Origin of the sequence: Algoriphagus boritolerans DSM 17298 = JCM 18970 (genome assembly GCF_900108085.1) — a bacterium.
Lineage (GTDB): Bacteria > Bacteroidota > Bacteroidia > Cytophagales > Cyclobacteriaceae > Algoriphagus > Algoriphagus boritolerans.
Genome location: NZ_FNVR01000003.1, coordinates 311,245 through 328,212, shown reverse-complemented (window position 1 = coordinate 328,212; position 16,968 = coordinate 311,245). Strand labels below are relative to the sequence as shown.

The 16,968-nt window shown below is 41.4% G+C and carries 13 protein-coding genes; 1 reads left to right on the top strand and 12 read right to left on the bottom strand.

Annotated elements, in window-relative coordinates; all coding sequences use genetic code 11:
• Positions 1 to 467: 467 nt before the first annotated feature.
• The 11 genes from C4S61_RS05125 to C4S61_RS05075 form a co-directional block, all read right to left on the bottom strand.
• The gene (locus C4S61_RS05125) at positions 468 to 1,229 is read right to left on the bottom strand and encodes a DNA methyltransferase (protein ID WP_103923712.1); all 762 of its coding nucleotides are present in this window, start codon (positions 1,227 to 1,229) and stop codon (positions 468 to 470) included.
• Positions 1,230 to 1,236: 7 nt separating this feature from the next.
• Positions 1,237 to 2,685: a restriction endonuclease gene (locus C4S61_RS05120; RefSeq protein WP_103923711.1), complete on the bottom strand. Its 1,449-nt coding sequence runs from the start codon at positions 2,683 to 2,685 to the stop codon at positions 1,237 to 1,239.
• A 1-nt stretch (position 2,686) separates the two neighbouring features.
• Positions 2,687 to 3,742 (bottom strand): DNA (cytosine-5-)-methyltransferase, encoded by a 1,056-nt coding sequence (gene dcm / locus C4S61_RS05115; RefSeq protein WP_103923710.1) that lies wholly within the window; start codon positions 3,740 to 3,742, stop codon positions 2,687 to 2,689.
• 2 nt (positions 3,743 to 3,744) lie between these two features.
• On the bottom strand, positions 3,745 to 4,071 hold the full coding sequence (locus C4S61_RS05110) for a helix-turn-helix domain-containing protein (RefSeq protein WP_103923709.1): 327 nt from the start codon (positions 4,069 to 4,071) through the stop codon (positions 3,745 to 3,747).
• Positions 4,072 to 4,729: 658 nt separating this feature from the next.
• Positions 4,730 to 6,433, bottom strand: coding sequence for a gamma-glutamyltransferase (gene ggt / locus C4S61_RS05105; RefSeq protein WP_103923708.1), 1,704 nt, complete (start codon positions 6,431 to 6,433; stop codon positions 4,730 to 4,732).
• Positions 6,434 to 6,720: 287 nt separating this feature from the next.
• Positions 6,721 to 7,674, bottom strand: coding sequence for a YihY/virulence factor BrkB family protein (locus C4S61_RS05100; RefSeq protein WP_235009806.1), 954 nt, complete (start codon positions 7,672 to 7,674; stop codon positions 6,721 to 6,723).
• Positions 7,675 to 7,896: 222 nt separating this feature from the next.
• A complete protein-coding gene (locus C4S61_RS05095; protein WP_103923706.1) occupies positions 7,897 to 8,418 on the bottom strand; it encodes a peroxiredoxin family protein in 522 nt (173 codons plus the stop codon).
• 71 nt (positions 8,419 to 8,489) lie between these two features.
• The gene (locus tag C4S61_RS05090) at positions 8,490 to 9,593 is read right to left on the bottom strand and encodes a porin (protein WP_103923705.1); all 1,104 of its coding nucleotides are present in this window, start codon (positions 9,591 to 9,593) and stop codon (positions 8,490 to 8,492) included.
• Between the two features lie 90 nt (positions 9,594 to 9,683).
• On the bottom strand, positions 9,684 to 10,373 hold the full coding sequence (locus C4S61_RS05085; RefSeq protein ID WP_103923704.1) for a potassium channel family protein: 690 nt from the start codon (positions 10,371 to 10,373) through the stop codon (positions 9,684 to 9,686).
• A 12-nt stretch (positions 10,374 to 10,385) separates the two neighbouring features.
• Positions 10,386 to 12,134, bottom strand: a complete 1,749-nt coding sequence (locus C4S61_RS05080; RefSeq protein ID WP_103923703.1) for a TrkH family potassium uptake protein — start codon at positions 12,132 to 12,134, stop codon at positions 10,386 to 10,388.
• A 143-nt stretch (positions 12,135 to 12,277) separates the two neighbouring features.
• A complete protein-coding gene (locus tag C4S61_RS05075; RefSeq protein WP_103923702.1) occupies positions 12,278 to 12,937 on the bottom strand; it encodes a metal-dependent transcriptional regulator in 660 nt (219 codons plus the stop codon).
• Between the two features lie 202 nt (positions 12,938 to 13,139).
• On the opposite strand from C4S61_RS05075, the gene C4S61_RS05070 reads away from it, so the two are divergent.
• A complete protein-coding gene (locus tag C4S61_RS05070; protein ID WP_103923728.1) occupies positions 13,140 to 15,416 on the top strand; it encodes a TonB-dependent receptor in 2,277 nt (758 codons plus the stop codon).
• Between the two features lie 229 nt (positions 15,417 to 15,645).
• Here the strand turns inward: C4S61_RS05070 and C4S61_RS05060 are convergent, their stop codons facing one another.
• Positions 15,646 to 16,965, bottom strand: coding sequence for an efflux RND transporter periplasmic adaptor subunit (locus C4S61_RS05060; protein ID WP_103923700.1), 1,320 nt, complete (start codon positions 16,963 to 16,965; stop codon positions 15,646 to 15,648).
• Positions 16,966 to 16,968: the final 3 nt, after the last annotated feature.

Genomic DNA, 16,968 nt, shown 5'->3' with positions numbered 1-16,968 from the left:
CCACCAAAGGCCGTCTATCCCACTCTCTCAACCCAATTTTAATTCCTGATTTTTGTCGGGCTGGCGGAGCTATGCCTGCCCGATCTTCAGGCGGGCCTAAGCCACAAAAAAGCCCTTCCAAAACGGGGCTGAAAAGGCTCAGAATGATCTAATTTTTTTGATTCGATACGGAATCTGCTGGTAGGGTTTACTTTTTAATCTTAGTGGGCACCTCATTTACCTCCAAAAATACCGACTCAATCCCCATAAGCACTTCACCGGTTTCGTGCAACAGCGGTTTCATTGTTCGTGCTTCGCACGCAACGAAAACCTAGTTGTTTTGTGTGCTGCCCTTCTGTTATTGTCGTCTGTTTGTCAGTCATTTAGTATTTGGTTTGTCGTGCGTTGACTTGGTGGCTCTTTTGCAAAACTTGGCTTTAGCGTGGCTTGTGTGGTTTTGCAAATGTGCCACCAAATGCGTTGGTGTTTTAACGTGTTTCTAAATAATATTTTGCTCTACTTTCTTTAAATAATCTAAGTTGTTCAACGTGTTCTTTATACAATTTATGAAGTCCGTTTTTAGATGTTTTTTGTTCGGGAAATGTTAAAGAAAAAGCATCTGCATCATTTGTGTGAATTGCACTTTCAGGTACAGCTTCTTTAATTTTTTCTAACGCACTTGAATAATATGTTTCGCTGATTTCACAAGCGGTTAAACTCAAACCTGCTTTGTAGCAAGCAATAGCAATAGTTCCGCTACCCAAATGCGTGTCTAAAATTTTGTCACCCTGTTTAGCGTACATCTTCAAAAGCCATTCGTAGAGTTCAACAGGTTTTTGTGTCGGATGAATTTTATTTCTGTTTTTTCTTACGCTAAATTCAAAAATTTTTGAAGGCTTGTCTAATGAACTCCAAGCCATTTCAGCCATTGAAAAATTATTTAGTGTTTCTGGTTGTTTTTTGTCCCAAATGATAAAGCCTTTGTTGTATTCACTTCTTGTCCATAGTTGCCCAAAGTAGTTTCCGCCCCAAATAATTTGATTTTTTGAAACACGAAATAACTCATTGAAATAATCGTCATTGGGTTTTACATCCCATTGACTATATTCATCCATATTGAATTTATAGTCACCACCTCGTTTTGTTTTATTTAATATTCCATAAGGTGGGTCAACTATTGCAAGGTCAAAATAATTGTCGGGATACCTTGCCATTAATTCCATATTGTTTTCTCTTGTAATTGTAATCATAGCAAGTTTATTTTGAAGTTGCGAACCTTGAAATAGTCAAGTCTGAAATGTTTTTACTGATGTCTTTTCCTAGATTATTGACAATAATGCTGTCAAAATCTTCGTAGTCAATTTCTCTTACATCATTGTCAATACAGTTGTATAGATATTCAGAAAAAGTATTTGCACGTATTATCACAATTGGACTTGTACGAATATCTTGAAGTACCGCTGGAACGTATCTTGGCGTAACAACTATTGTGTAAGCACCACCAATTTTTTCTCTGTGTCCTGCTAATCGTCCTGCGTTTACGCTAGAAAGTTTGTTTTTAGTTGATTTGGCTTCAACGGTAAATTTCTTCTTTCTTGGAATGTACAAACATTCCAAATCTGTGTTTCCTGCTCCACTGATTTTTTGTGCTTCTACATTGTGGAACATATTGAAACCGTCTGCCAAAGCATCTTCAAAAAGATATGCTTCTGCTCCTTCGTTATTGTTAGCGTATTGTTCAATGAGTTTTGGAAGATTTAATAATTCAAATTTAAAGTCATCAATAGCTTCGCCAATTTCAACCAGAAGTGTTTTTGGATAAAAACTGTAAATTTCTTTGATAACGTCTAATTTCAGACGTTCAGGGTCATTGAGTAATAATGGTTTTTCTAAAAACGAATATTCGTTTTGTAGTTGTTCTACCAATGATTTTAGATTATCAGGAATAGAAACTTCGTTTCTCGTAATTTTTCTAAATGTATTTGTTGTTCCGTGTTGCAGTTTGGTAATAACAATACCATCTTGTTTATTCAAAACTCCTGCACTTTCAAACAAACTCGAAACGTAATAGTCCCATTCGTAAGCAGAGTTTACAAAGGCGTGCTTGTTTTCTTGGAATTTCTTTTCAAGTTCTTTATCTGAAAGTTTTCGTAAGTCCAATAATTCATTAACTAATTCTTTATAAGTATCCTTAGTTGCTTCTTGTAGGAAAACAACGGAATATGCAACTTCAAAAGCATAAAGTTTATTGGAAAGTTTGGGTTCGGAAAGTAGTTTGTAAATCAAACGAAAAGGATACAGTTGAAAATCGTTGGCTGTTCCGCTATGTGGGTGCTGATATTGAACAGCCCAAAGCATTGTGAGAAAAATTTTCGCTGTTTTTTCTTTGTCTTCAACGTGTTTTAAAAATAAATTACCGAGCGGACTGAATAAAAATCTGTCCTGTCCTCCAACTTTCGCTTGGTAGCCAAACATATAATACGAAAGTTGATTGATTTTGTGATTAATTGCATCAAGCGGCAATTCAGGATTTCTCTCGTTGTACAATCCTAATTCACGCAACTTTAAATTTAATTGCGTTTTCTCGTCTGTTGAAATTCCTGTTTTTGTGTACGACTTTAAAAATTCAGCGACAACACAAAGTTTATCAAAATCCCTTGTGTGTCTGTACAAAATCCATTTCTTACTATCTATTCTTAAAGTCATTTTATTGATTTATTTGAGCAACGATATTTTTAATTAGTAAAGGTGGAATACATTCTCCAATACATTTTCTGATTAATAATTCAGGGGTTTTATCTGGAATATTCCAATCTTGAGGCAATGATGATAGCAACATTAATTCTAATGGAGTCAAGACCCTTGCATCTGAATAAATTCCATTTTTCAGTTTTCTTCCTGGATGAACATTTAATTGAGAGCTAATTGCATCATTTCTCATAGTAATTGTTGGTGCGGGTTCATCCCATTTAATTCGTCTGTAAGTTGTATTGTAGCTTTTAATCTTTTCTCCATTAGCTTTAACTGGGAAAAAATTGGGGTTATCAAAAGCAGTTTGACCAGTTGGAGTATGCTTCATCCATTCAATATGGCTTTCAGAATGTTTTCTAGCAAAATGCCATTTGATTTTTGATTTTTGCCCTGCTTCAATACTTGGCAAAAAACCAATTTTATCTTCTACGGTTATTTGCTTTTCAGATTTTTTTGGTTGTCCCCATTTTTTACCTTTTCGATACAATTTTATAATTGCTCTTGTTCGTCTTTGAGCAACACCAAATTCAGCTGCATCATAAACATTTGCTTCAATATTATATTCTTCTCCAAATAAATCGTTTAAAATATCTATGACCTTTAAAAATTCACTTTTGTATGGTAAAAGAAGCTTGAAAAATGTTGGGACATTTTCAATTAATACAAAATCAGGAGATTTTAATTTTATAAAATCAATTATTTTAAAAACAAGGTAATTTCTCTCGTCATTGAGCATTTGCTCCGTATTTCGATTTTTTCCTGCAACACTCATTCCTTGACAAGGAGGTGAAGCAATAAGAAAATCTAATTTTTTCGGGGTGCTTTTGACAATGGTTTTAAACACGGTTTCATCTAAAATATTTCCGGTAATCATTTTAGATGTCGGATATAATGCTTGGTAAAGATTTGCTCTTTCTTGTATTAATTCATTGGCTGCAACAATCTCTATTCCTACTTCATTTAAGTAAGTTTCAGCTATGCCTGCACTTGAAAATAATGATGCTCCTATCATAGTTAAAACTTTATTTTTCCTTGTTCCACCTTTTTAGTTCTATAATACTTAGCTTTTTCTTCGGCAAGTGTCAATAGTTCGGCTGAGTTCGGAACTCGATAAATCATTTCTGCAATTTTTTCGCTGTAAAATTCGTTTTCAAGTTTCTTGATGTCCAATTTGAAAATCTTTGCAAGTTTTGGAAGTATTTCTTCAGGTATACTGCGTTTCTGATTTTCAATTTTAGAAAGTGTCGATTGGTCTATATCAAGAGAAGCCGCAAGCTTAGTCAAAGTCAAACCGTGCTCAACTCTCAAATTGTGGATGTATTCTCCAAAAGTTTCTTTCATAATCTTGAATGTTTCGCCTTGACAATTTTGTCAAAAGTAGCAATATCTCTGTTGAGAGCCAAAATGTTTAGCAAAAACTTGTCAACTACTTATTAGGGTGGTGGCTGGGCTTGGGTGCGGTTGGGCAAAATAAAATGTGCTGCAATTCGTGTCGGCTCGTGCGCTGGCTTGCAGCTCTTTTTATTTTGCGAAGGGTTGGCATTTTGTCTGTCGTTTTACTGTTCGTTAATTGTCGGTAGTGTCGTCTTTTAGGCTTGCACCCAACATCCCAATAAATCTAACTCCCCTTCCCAGTGTCGTGTATATCCGTTATGTGCGGAGTGGATTTTTGGCTGTTTCCGTTGTCAAATTAAGCAATTCGGTGATTTGATCAAGTGGTGAGACCATATTTTTGTTGGAAATCGCCAGCACAGGGCTATAAATTTAATTTCTATGGATTAGGAATTTGACTGGCCCATCCGGTGATGAATGAGTCGAAGATTGTCCCTTTTTGAAATCAATAGGTTGTAATAGCTTGCGCTCCATCTGATTTAAAATCCAGAGATAAAACCTCTATATTGCAAAATTGAAGGAGACCTGGTTATTCATTTGAAGTGGAATGTGGCTTTAGCCCATTCTTCGGATTAAGCAGGAAACTATCCGGGCTTTAGCCCAACTCTTAATACCCCGCTGCCTGTCCGTCTTTTCTGGACTCCGAGGCGCCGATATAGACTTTCCGGACTTTGTCATAAAAGATCGCTTGGTAGCCTCCATAAGGCCCAACGCTATACTCTACCCGATGGCCCTTTTCCTTGAGTTGGCGGATGACCTCATAGGAAAATCCACTTTCCAGATTGAGGGACCCTCCATTGGTCATTTTGGACCCGGTAGGTTCGGACGAACCGTTATGTCGCATTCGGGGAGCATCGCCTGCTTCCTGGAAGTTCATGCCAAAATCGATCAGATTGACCACAATCTGGGTATGTCCCTGGGGCTGCACCGATCCACCCATCAGGCCAAAGCTTAGCCAAGGATCTCCATCCTTGGTGATAAATGCCGGAATGATCGTGTGAAATGGTCTTTTGCCCTTGGCCAGGGAATTCCAATGGTTTGAATCTTGGACATTGAACTGTTGACCGCGGTTTTGCAGGACGAAACCCAGTCCATCCGGCACCATGCCCGACCCAAACTCGTCGTAAATGCTCTGAATAAAGGAAACCATGTTGCCGTCTTTGTCCGCCACGGTCAGGTAAGTGGTATTGCCTTTCTCGATTTCTCCCGCAGGGTAGGAGTCGGCTGCTTGATTGAGATCGATCAGCTTGCGGCGCTCGGCGGCGTAGGCTTTGGAGATCAGGAGATCGACGGGGATTTCATTGAAGGCCGGATCGGCATAGAACTTTGCCCGATCTTCGAAAGCGAGTTTCTTGGCTTCGGTCAGCACATGCAGGTATTCCGCACTTCCAAAGCCCATGGACCTGATATCATAGCCTTCGAGGATGTTGAGCATCTGAAGGACGGCAATGCCTTGTCCATTAGGCGGAAGTTCCCATACATCATAGCCCCGGTAATTGGTGCTGACAGGATCTATCCACTCCGAATTGTGCTTTTGCAGGTCTTCGTAGCGGAGGTACCCCTCATTTTCCTTCATAAATCGATCGATCGTCCGGGCGATTTCCCCTTCGTAAAAAGCGGAACGGCCTTCTTTGGCGATCAGGGAGTAGGTTCTGGCCAAGTTGGGATTTTTGAAGACTTCTCCTTTTTTTGGAGTGGCCTTGCCGTTAGGCATGTAGGTTTTTCGGAAACCGGGAATATCCTGCATCTCTTCCACCTTCCCGTTCATCTGCCAGGCAATCACTTCGGTGACTGGAAAGCCATTGTTTCCGTAATCAATGGAAGGCTGGAGGATCTCCTGCATGGAGAGCTTTCCGAAGCGCTTGTGCATCTCAAACCAACCATCTACGCAACCCGGAACAGAGATAGGCAAAGGACCGAGAAGTGGCACATTTTTCATTCCTTTTTCCCTGAAAACCTCCATCGTCAGGAGTTCAGGAGCACGGCCGCTTCCGTTGAAGCCATGGAGTTTCTTGGTCTTTGCATCCCAAATGATGGCAAATACATCGCCTCCGATTCCACAGGCATTGGGTTCTACCAAGCCCAGCATCGCATTGGCAGCAATGGCGGCATCCATGGCCGATCCGCCTTTTTTCAGAATATCCAGAGCAACCTGCGTGGCAAGCGGTTGGGCGGTGGCAGCCATTCCATTTTGAGCCAAGACTTCGGATCGGGTGGTGAAGGTTTTTCCGGTGACCCGGTCCTGAGAAAAGGAGAGTAGGGGAAGGAGGATTCCTGTGAGTAAGAATAAGAGTGCTTTCGTGTTTCGCATGGGAGTAGCTTCTAAAAGATTTGAAACTAACTCAAGCCTGAGACTTTTTGATTACCGAAAGTGTAAAAAATTGGATTCCAGACCTTGGAGGATTATCGATAGTCTTATAGACCTTGGATTATAGTCCATAGACTATAGTCCAGACCCTAGTCAAGACGACGGGACGAGAAATAGGTTCAGGTGGTGCTTCGGTCTCCAACTCCTAAGGAAAAAGACTGCTTCGCTTCGTGCCTCCGCACGCAGTGACGGATCAGCCATCCCACATCGGACCTCGGTCTGCCAGCAGCCTACTTCTTCTCTTCTTCCTCCGGAGGATTGTTAGCACCTTTTTCGACGATCACCTCTTCTGTTTCTACCTTCATTGCAAAATCCTGAGGGTGGATTTCTGCTTCATATTTTTCAGTGTAAATCCGGGTAAACGCGGCTCCAAAGAACAAAATCAGACAGGAATAAGACACCCACAACAAAATCAACACGACGGAACCTGCAGCTCCATAGGCTGAATTGGGGTTGGCTGCGCCAAAGTAAAAACTCAGCAATATTTTCCCCAAATTGAATAGAATGGAGGTCATAAAACCACCCAGCCAGACCGAACTCCACTTGATTTTCATATCCGGCATAAAGCGGAAAATCAGTACAAACAGTAAACCTAAAACCACTGTGGAAAGTCCAAACTCAAAGATTTGGGCGATATAAACCAATCCGGGTTCCCAAAGCCGGGACAGAAAACCACTCAAAACCGTCAATGCGGTAGAGGCCACAAAACTGACGATCAACAAAAAGGAAATGACCATCACAAAGCCCAAACTCAATGCCCGGTCTTTGATCACCTTCCAAATCCCTGCCTTGGGATCCACTTTGACACTCCAGATTTCATTCATGGAGATCTGCAGCTGATAAAAAACGCCGGTCGCCCCAAAAATCAGGATAACTATGCCCATGATCGTGGCGAAAAGATTCTTGTCACTATTTCTGGAATTCTCAATAATCTCCACTACAGATTTGGCAGCGTCAGGGCCAATGGCATCTGAGATTTGTTGGGTGATTTCACCCTGTACAATCTCCCTTCCCCAAAATGCCCCCACAGAGTTGATCACCACGATTAAAAAGCCTGGCAATGACAGCACGGCATAATAAGCGACCACTGCGCCTAACCTCCAGGGATTGTTCAGATTCCAAAGCGTAAATGTTTCCTTCAGTAACTTGGGAAGGTGCTTTATCTTGAATCCTTGTTTAGCCACGATTTAATTAGTTTTTCAGGTGGAAGGTAGGCAAAAAAGAAGCCAATAGCAGAGGATTAAAAATGAATATAAAATGAAAGGTTAATCCGGACCTCACTAAATTTTACTCAAAAAATCATAATCAATAGGTAAGAGCTAAAAATTCTAAAATTCCGTCTTTTCGATATTCATTATTTATCATGTCAGCAATAAGACCTTAATTTTTTACTCATTTGAATCCATTCAATTTTTCAAATTCCTGATCATTTCCTCGTACCATTGAAGTGTGTTGCCCGCTGGAGTTATTGGACCGGTATATTTAGCTATTAGGATCCCGTTTTTGATAAGGAAATGAGAGGGAGACAAGCGCACCTTGAACTTTTCTTCTACCTCCTCTCGGGTTAGCGAAATATTGGAAAAACCGATTTCACCGTTTTTTTCAAGGTATCGCTTAATACGGTCTGGTTTGGTCATGCAAAACCCCAAGAATACAATATCGTCATCGCCTTGATAGTGTTCAGTCACTTTTCTCAAATAGGGCTCTTCTTGCTTGCAGCCAGTGCACCCAACAAACCAAATGTTGACGATGACAATTTTGTCTTTTAAATCTGTTGAACTAACCGAATCGCCGTCGATTGTCACATAGCTAAATTCCGGGAAAATAGAATTATCAGGAGGACCTTGAGCTTCAAAACCAGTATTTTGCCCGAAGGAATTGAGGCTAGTAAATACTGGTAAACCAAAAAGGAATATTAATTTTTTCATTATCACTGTTTTAGATGACTAAGCCCTAACGAACTTAATTAATTATTAGCTACAGAAGAATTTCTTTATTTTCATTTAAAAATGGCCGAAAACCTAATCGCTATCGAGGTTCCTATCATGAAATTGGATTTTGAAAGATTTGAATTCCTCTCAAATATGGCGTCCTCGCTTGTCATCCATCTTCCTTCAATTCTGCAAAAAATGGCAGGGGTAGGAGAGTAGTCCATATTCAAAGACAGGCCGGAAGTTCGAAAACCATTTATCGTTTCGGTTGGGATGATGATTCCTGTTTGGTCTTGATAGTACTCGGCACGAATCGCCGCTTTCCAGTTTTGACTTACCGTGAATTGGCCAATAAGTACGGGACTGTACCAAAAGTCAAATTCAGAACTTCCTTTTGAGCGTTGCTGAATTCCAAGATCTAATCCTGTAATCAAGCCAAATCGCTCTGTCAGTTTAAATTGGGCGTAAAAATTATTGAAGTATCGCATCCTTCTCGTTAGATCAGGATCATCCGTACCGATGAATGTGCTCCAGTTCAGTGTTGTGGATTCAGTTGGGCTGAATTTCAGTTGTGTTCCAATAGAGGGGAGCGAATTTCCTTCTAGTCTTTGAATGCGTTGCCAACCGTTCAGAATCAATCCAGCGACTTCCCATTTATCGTTTGGATAGAAAGTTAACTTTGCGCCGGATAGAAAATAGGGGGAATTCTCTGCTAGGATTGAACGGGTTAAAGTCCAATTATCTGTAGAAATTGCACTTTCAAATCCAATATGAGAGGGCATAATCCCAGCATCAAGCCAGAGGTTGTTTTTCTCAGTGAGTGAAATCCCGATGTTTGCTTCAAAAATATTTTTTAAAAGTCCAGGTTCTGCGGCATAGTTATCATTGCTGTAAGTACCTGCTTGTAAAGCGAAATTTGCACGGTACTTGGAGTGGTTAAGACTGAGTTTTAGTAATCCTAAGTTTAGATTTAACTCGTTGTGGCGATTGTGATTAAATAAAAAAGTCTGTCGCTCAATGCTTTCAGGTTGGTTGAAATCATAGACATAAAACACATCGGCAAATCCAGAAAGGCTAATTCTTGCTTCTTTCGACCAACTACTATCTGCCTGATTCTGAGCAAAACCATTTCTTCCGGCTAAAATTAGGATGATAAATAGAATTGTTCTCATTTTCCTTGGCAAGCTTAAATCGAGCAGCTATTCCATTGCTCGGGCGAAAAAGACTACTTCTCCATAGATTGGAAGTAAAGCAAAGGCATGTTACAATTTCTGTTTTAGAAAAGCCTGAAGATCTTTATTGGAACCAAAAAGGGCCAGAATGTCATTTGGCTCGAGAATATCATCCGCTGATGCTACTCCCTGAATTCGGGTTTCAATCTTAGTTTTTCCCAAGTTACTTTTAACCTCTACTTTCTTAATGATGGTTAGGACCAACAGATTAAATTTTTTCCTAAAACCAATTTCTCGCACAGTTTTGCCGACATAGTCTGTCGGCACTTTTGCTTCAATGATGCTGTAGTCGTCATTTAACTCAAAGGAGTCCAACACATTATGCAGACAGAGTTTTTTTGCCCAGCGTTCGGCAGTTTCTTCTTCAGGGTGGATGATTTCGTCAACCCCAATGGCTTGTAAAACCTTTTCGTGAAGAGGATTAATTGCTCTGCTGATCAATCTTTTGACACCGATATTTTTAATGATTGCAGTGGTCATAATATTTGCTCCCTGGTCCTCACCGATGGCAACTAAAACAATGTCCGTATCCTTTAAGGGAAGCCCGGACACAGTAAACTCGTCCGTGGAATCCATACAGATGGTGTGGGATATCTTCTCCTTGGTTGCATCCACTTTGGTCATGTTTCTGTCGATTCCTATTACTTCGTTCCCCTCTTCTGTCAGCTTTTGAGCAAGTGATGCGCCAAAATTCCCCAATCCAATGATGATATATTTCATTTTTCGTTTGTCTTAATTAATTGTAATTTCTTCTTTTGGATAGCTGTAATTTGTGTATTTGACTTTTTTGAACACAGCGATGACTAGGGAAAGCATACTTATCCTTCCTACAAACATTACCACAATAAGGATGAATTTACTTGCTTCGCTCAGACTTCCTGTGATGCCCAGACTTAACCCGACGGTACTGTAGGCGGAAAAACATTCAAACGCGATATCCATTAATGTTTTCTCAGGATCAAAATATGCGATTAAAAGAATCGAAAATCCGATCACAATTAATGAAAGCGACATGATGGCAAATGCTCTTTTGACAGAGACATCCGCGATTTCACGACGGAAAACCTCAATTCTCGTTTTTCCTTTAGCTAGACTTAGGATGTTCAAGGTAGCAATAGCAAAGGTACTGGTCTTGATACCTCCACCGGTAGACTGGGGAGAGGCGCCGATCCACATCAACAGAAATACCATCATGATCGTCGGAAGAGTCATAGCGGCTGTGTCAATTGTGTTGAAACCGGCCGTTCGTGGTGTGGTCGCCCCAAAAAGCGCTGTGACTACTTTCCCAAATTCACTATGCCCACTTAGTGTATTTTTATATTCCAGGAAATAGAAAGTAATAAATGCAATCAGTGTGATAGAAAGTGTAGTAATAAGGGTGATTCGGCTGTTAAGATTTAGAATCCATGGACGATACTTATTTTTCTTTTCGGAGAATGAAAAAAGGCGGGAGAGTTTGTATTGGAAATAGGATAGGATATTGACCACAATAGGAAATCCAAGTCCTCCAAGCCCAAAAGTCAAAATAATGACGATTTGCATCGAGTAATTAAAACGAAATCCATCATCATACAAGCCTACACTCAAAGTGGAAAATCCAGCATTGCAAAAAGCGGAAACCGAGTGGAAAACTGAGAAGAATACTTTGTCTACCTGAGAAGGGAAACTACCAGAATCCAAACTGATATAGATCAGTAAGCCAGAAAGAAATTCTATTCCCAAGGTGATAAAAATGATGTATTTCAACGTGGAAAAAACTTCGCCCAATTTTTTGGAACTGGTCATATCGCTTAAGACCAGCTGATTTTCGTAGGTAGTTCCGCCTCTAAAGAAATAGCTGAAATAACTCGCAAATGTCAGGATGCCCAAACCTCCCACTTGAATCAAAAACAAAATTATCGTTTGGCCTAATCTGGTAAAGTGGGTTCCAGTATCCACCACTGCGAGCCCGGTGACGCAGACTGCACTGGTGGAGGTGAACAATGCATTTATGACTGAAATGCCGCTGTAAGTAGCATTTGGTAGCATCAAAAGGAATGAACCTATGATGATGATGACCAAAAAGCTAAGAATAAATAACTGCGCAGGATTGAGGACTGTTCGTTGGAAATTTATCCTGAGGTCTGAGAATTCTCGGATAAAGGTCAGGGAAACTGCAATCTTAACCCAAATGGGATTTTCAAGTAATAAATCAGTTTTAAATGGTGTGCCTACAAACAAGTACATGTAGAATACCCAGAGGGTAAAAACAACGGACAAAAAGTCGAATATGAATACTCTTCGTTTGAATGCGATGCTTTTTTTGATATACCGGGTGAAGGTAGAAATCAATCCAAAACCTAGTACAAAAAAGTAAAATCCATCCAGCAAGTTTTGGGAAAATTCTGTTTGTGGAAACCCAAAATCCGTAATGATTGCAATCAGCCCAATCGTGCTGAAGAAAAAGGCTGACCGGTACAGCAACCTTAGATTAAAGTCCATTCTAATTACAGATAATTAGCTGCATAATTGCTCATTTCTATCCTTGTTTTGTAAAGGTGATTTTTTCGTTCTGAACTGGGTTTATGAATCACGGTGACCAAATTAATGATTTTAGGCAGGACTGTTTAAAAGGGATTGATCTTTTATTTTAAAATCCTAACCAACAAGCGCTCCGATACTTTTTCGCTTAAGGTTTCATTGGGGTGATTTGCATAGCTGACGACCAAGCTGAGATCATACACTTCACGCGATAGCACTTTTAATTCTGTTCCCAAAGCCAATTTCCGACTGTTCAGAAATTCCAAGAATTCAGTGGATGAATTAGTCAAGGCAGTGAGTTGAACCGTTTGTCCGGGTTTGCAGGTAGAAAGAGGAGTGTAGGAAAATTCCTTCATTCGGCCCTGATTATCCGGTATCGGCGAACCGTGCGGATCCATGGTCGGATAGCCCAGCATTTCATCCATTCGCTCAAAAAACTTCGGGGCATGAATGTGTTCGATCTGTTCTGCAACTTCGTGCACTTCTTCCCAGCCGAATCCCATCTTTTTCACCAAAAACATCTCCGTCAATCGATGTTTTCTGATGATCAGTGCAGCTTCTTTTTGCCCTTTTGGAGTGAGTGTCACGGGTTTGTACTTCTCATAGATGACCCAATCGCTCTTTTGAAGGCTTTTGACCATGCTGTTTGCGGTTGGCATACTCACCTTTAGGCTCAGTGCCAATTCAGAGATGTTGACTTCCCCTTGTGTATTGGAAAGGTTATACAGTGCCTTGAGGTAGTTTTCTTCAGTGGTAGAAGCCATGTTTCAAAAATTCATCCGGTCAAAAGTACAACACCGTATATTAGAAAAACAAATTTGTTAGAATGATCTAACTTATTATATTTGTTTCTCTAACATGAATATGAAAATGAAAAAAGCCTGCTTTTTGCAGAATTCAAAGAAATCTGAAATAAATCAGCCTTCTTTTTGGGAATTATTCTATAAATGCAATAATGTTGCATTTATGAAGCTAAGACTTTTAACAGCCGTAATTCTTTTTCTTTTTGCATTCAGTTCGGTTTTTGCGCAGCAAAAAGTCAGAGGCACCATCCTCGATTCCCAAGGCCCTTTGGAATTTGCCAATGTACTGGTTAAAGAAAAGGGGGTGGGTGCAGTGACTGACAGTTTGGGCAAATTCGAGATTGGAAATTTGGAGCCCGGACAATACACACTTCAGGTTTCCCTGATCGGTTATGGCTCCCAAACGAAGCGTATTTCTGTCCCCTTTTTAAGTCAGGAATTGATTTTTAAATTGGAGCAATTGGATGCTTCGCTGGAAGAGGTCGTAGTCAGTGGCACGATGCAGGAAGTTTCCAAATTGGACAGCCCAGTGCCTGTTGAAGTGTACAAAGCAGCTTTTTTCAAAGCTAATCCTACTCCTTCACTTTTCGAATCCCTTCAAAATGTAAATGGCGTCCGGCCTCAAATCAACTGTAATGTCTGCAATACCGGAGACATCCATATCAACGGCCTGGAAGGTCCCTACACCATGGTTTTAATTGACGGAATGCCGATCGTGAGTGGATTAGCGTCGGTATACGGTCTGACTGGAATTCCCCAATCGTTGATCGATCGAATCGAAGTGGTCAAAGGTCCTGCTTCCACGCTTTACGGATCCGAAGCCGTAGGCGGATTGATCAATGTGATTACCAAGCGTCCTGAAATTGCACCAATGGTGGCTGTGGATGCCTTTGGTAGTGGATGGGGAGAAGTGAATACGGATGTCGGAATCAAAAGCAGGCTGGGAAAATCAGTTCAATCGCTTAGCGGGGTGAATGTCTTTTGGTATGACAATCCCATCGACAACAACCGCGACGGATTTACCGACTTGACTTTGCAAAAACGCATTTCACTATTTCAGAAATTTGAGATTCAACGAAAGGGCGGGAAGACCTTTAACCTGGCGGGACGCTTTGTGAACGAAAACCGCTGGGGAGGTCAGATGAACTGGACTGAAGCGAATCGGGGAGGAAATGAAGTCTATGGAGAAAGTATCCTGACCAATCGCTGGGAGCTTTTCGGAACGTATCAACTGCCGGTAAAGGAGTTGGTTAACTTTCAGTTTTCTGCCAATGGACACAAGCAAGACTCGTATTATGGCACCACGTTTTTCCTGGCAGATCAGACCATTGCATTTGGTCAGTTGACTTGGGTCAAGGAGGCGGGCAAGCATCATTTATTGCTGGGTTCGGCCTACCGCTATACCCACTACGATGATAATACAACAGCGACATCCATCGAGGGTGGGAGTAAAAACTTCCCTTCGCAAATCCATCTTCCCGGAGTTTTTCTTCAGGATGAGATCCGTTTTAATTCCAAGCAAAGTCTCTTGGCTGGGCTCAGATACGACTATAATAGTGTCCACGGCAGTATCCTTTCTCCCAGAATGAATTATAAAGTGGTCTCTGAAGATAAAAGCACCGTATTTCGCCTTTCTGTTGGAAATGGCTTTCGCGTAGCCAATGTTTTTACCGAAGATCATGCTGCCTTGACAGGAGCAAGGGAGGTGGTTTTCACCGAAGAATTGAAGCCGGAGCGGAGCTGGAACACCAATTTGAACCTGGTGAAAAAGATTTACTCAGACCGTGGAAATTTCTTCGGGATTGACGGTTCGGTTTTTTATACCCACTTCACCAATCGGATTGTGCCCGATTATGAAACCAATCCGAACCAGATCATTTACGCAAACCTGGATGGAAGCGCAGTTTCCAAGGGTGCTTCATTAAATGTGGATGCAGTTTGGAATTCCGGGTTCAAAGTTCTGGCCGGTGCTACATGGATGGATGTAAGTTTGGATGAAGGAGGTGAAAGGGTTCGACAGCTGCTGACTGAACGCTTTTCCGGAGTTTGGACGATTGGATATGAATTCCAAAATCTGGGTTTGACGGTCGATTACACCGGTAATGTGTACAGTCCGATGCGTCTGCCGCTTTTGGGAGAATTGGACGACCGACCGGAATATTCGCCTTGGTGGAGTATTCAGAATATTCAGTTGACGAAGAAGTTTGGTGAAAAATGGGAAGTCTATGGAGGCCTTAAAAACCTGTTGAATTTCACACCTCCTGCCAATAGCATTGCAAGAGCATTTGATCCATTTGACCGGGGAGTGGAGTTTGACCAAGGAGGCAATGTGATTCCCACTGCTTCCAATCCGAATGCATTAACCTTTGATCCAACCTATGTCTTTGCACCGAATCAGGGGATCAGAGGGTTTCTGGGGCTGAGGTTTACCTTGGATTAGATATTCCGGAATTTCTATGAATTCCTTTCCATCAATAGGAATGCGGCTTTAGCCCATTCCAACAAGTTTAAAATATTATCGGGCTTTAGCCCAATTCCAGTCCTGAATAAATCAGCAAGTGAAAAATCCATGATACCCTGAGGGACGACACTCACCGAGGCTAAGAGCTCCCAAAAACAAAAAAGCCCGTGCTGATATCTCAACACGGGCTTTCGAATTATTCCAATTTTTAATTCGAAGCGGTTGTCGAAGGCTTAGCGCCTGTTTCCATCTTTTTCACAACATCACCTTCTTTCAATTCTTTGCTGACAATAAAATACGGTCCGGAGATTACTTCATCACCTTCTTTCAGTCCTTCCAGGATTTCAATGTTTTCATAATCCGAAATCCCGGTTTTCACCGTTCTGATTTTGGCGATTCCATTTTCACTTACAAAAACCAATTCTTTGTTTCGGGTAGATCCCCCGGCTAAGGTGTCTACATGGGTTTCCCGTGTAGTGACTGCTGCCAGTGGAATAGCAAGCGCACCGCTTTTGGAGGTGGTGATGATTTCCACAGAAGCTGTCATACCTGGTCTGAAAGGATATTTGTTGCCTTCTCTTATCAGATCCTCATACGAACTGTTGAGGATTCTGATCTTCACTTTGAACTCGGTCACAGCATCCGCAGATGTTTTTGTATTTGCGGTGTTGGCAATACTGGTCACAATTCCCTTGAATTTTTTATTCAGGTTGGAATAAGAATCCACATCAATCAAGGTGGTGTCACCGAGGCTGAGTCGGACAATGTCGTTTTCGTTGACATCCACTCGGACTTCCATTCTGGAAAGGTCAGCGATGGTCATCATTTCCGTTCCGGCCATTTGCTGGGTTCCTACCACGCGTTCGCCTTGCTCTACCAACAGACTGGAAACGATTCCTGACACCGGAGAATTGACATTGGTCAGTCTGAGGTTTTCTGCTGCTTCATTGACGGATGCCTGGGAGCTTTTTACGATAAATTCTGAAGCGATTACGTTCTGTTTTGCAGCTTCGAGATCTTTCTCAGCCGAAATGAAATTTGTGCGGGCAGTTTCAAAATCGGCGTCAGAAATTACCTTTTGCTCATAGAGCCCTTTTTGTCTGTTGAAGTTGAGTTCAGCCTGAGTAAACTGTGCTTCTGAACGCTGAAGGGCCGCCCGGGTTTGGGCCAAGTTGGCCATTTGCTGATTTAAGTTTGCACGGGCTCTTTCGAGTGCGGACACAAAGTTATCGGGACGGATTTTGACCAAAAGCCTGCCCATTTCGACTGAATCTCCTTCTGCCACATTCAACTCGATGATTTCACCGGCTACATCAGGAGAAAGTTTGACTTCGACCTCGGGTTGAATTTCTCCCGAAGCACTTACCTTTTCGATGATGGTCGTTTTCTTGGCAGTGGCAAATTCCACTTCTTTTTCTTTCACTCCTCCAATCCAACCTGCGGATCTGCCAATCACGGCAATAAGAATGATGAGACCTACTGCACCGAGTAGGTAATACAAGAGTTTATTGGGCTTTTTGGTAGCCATGGT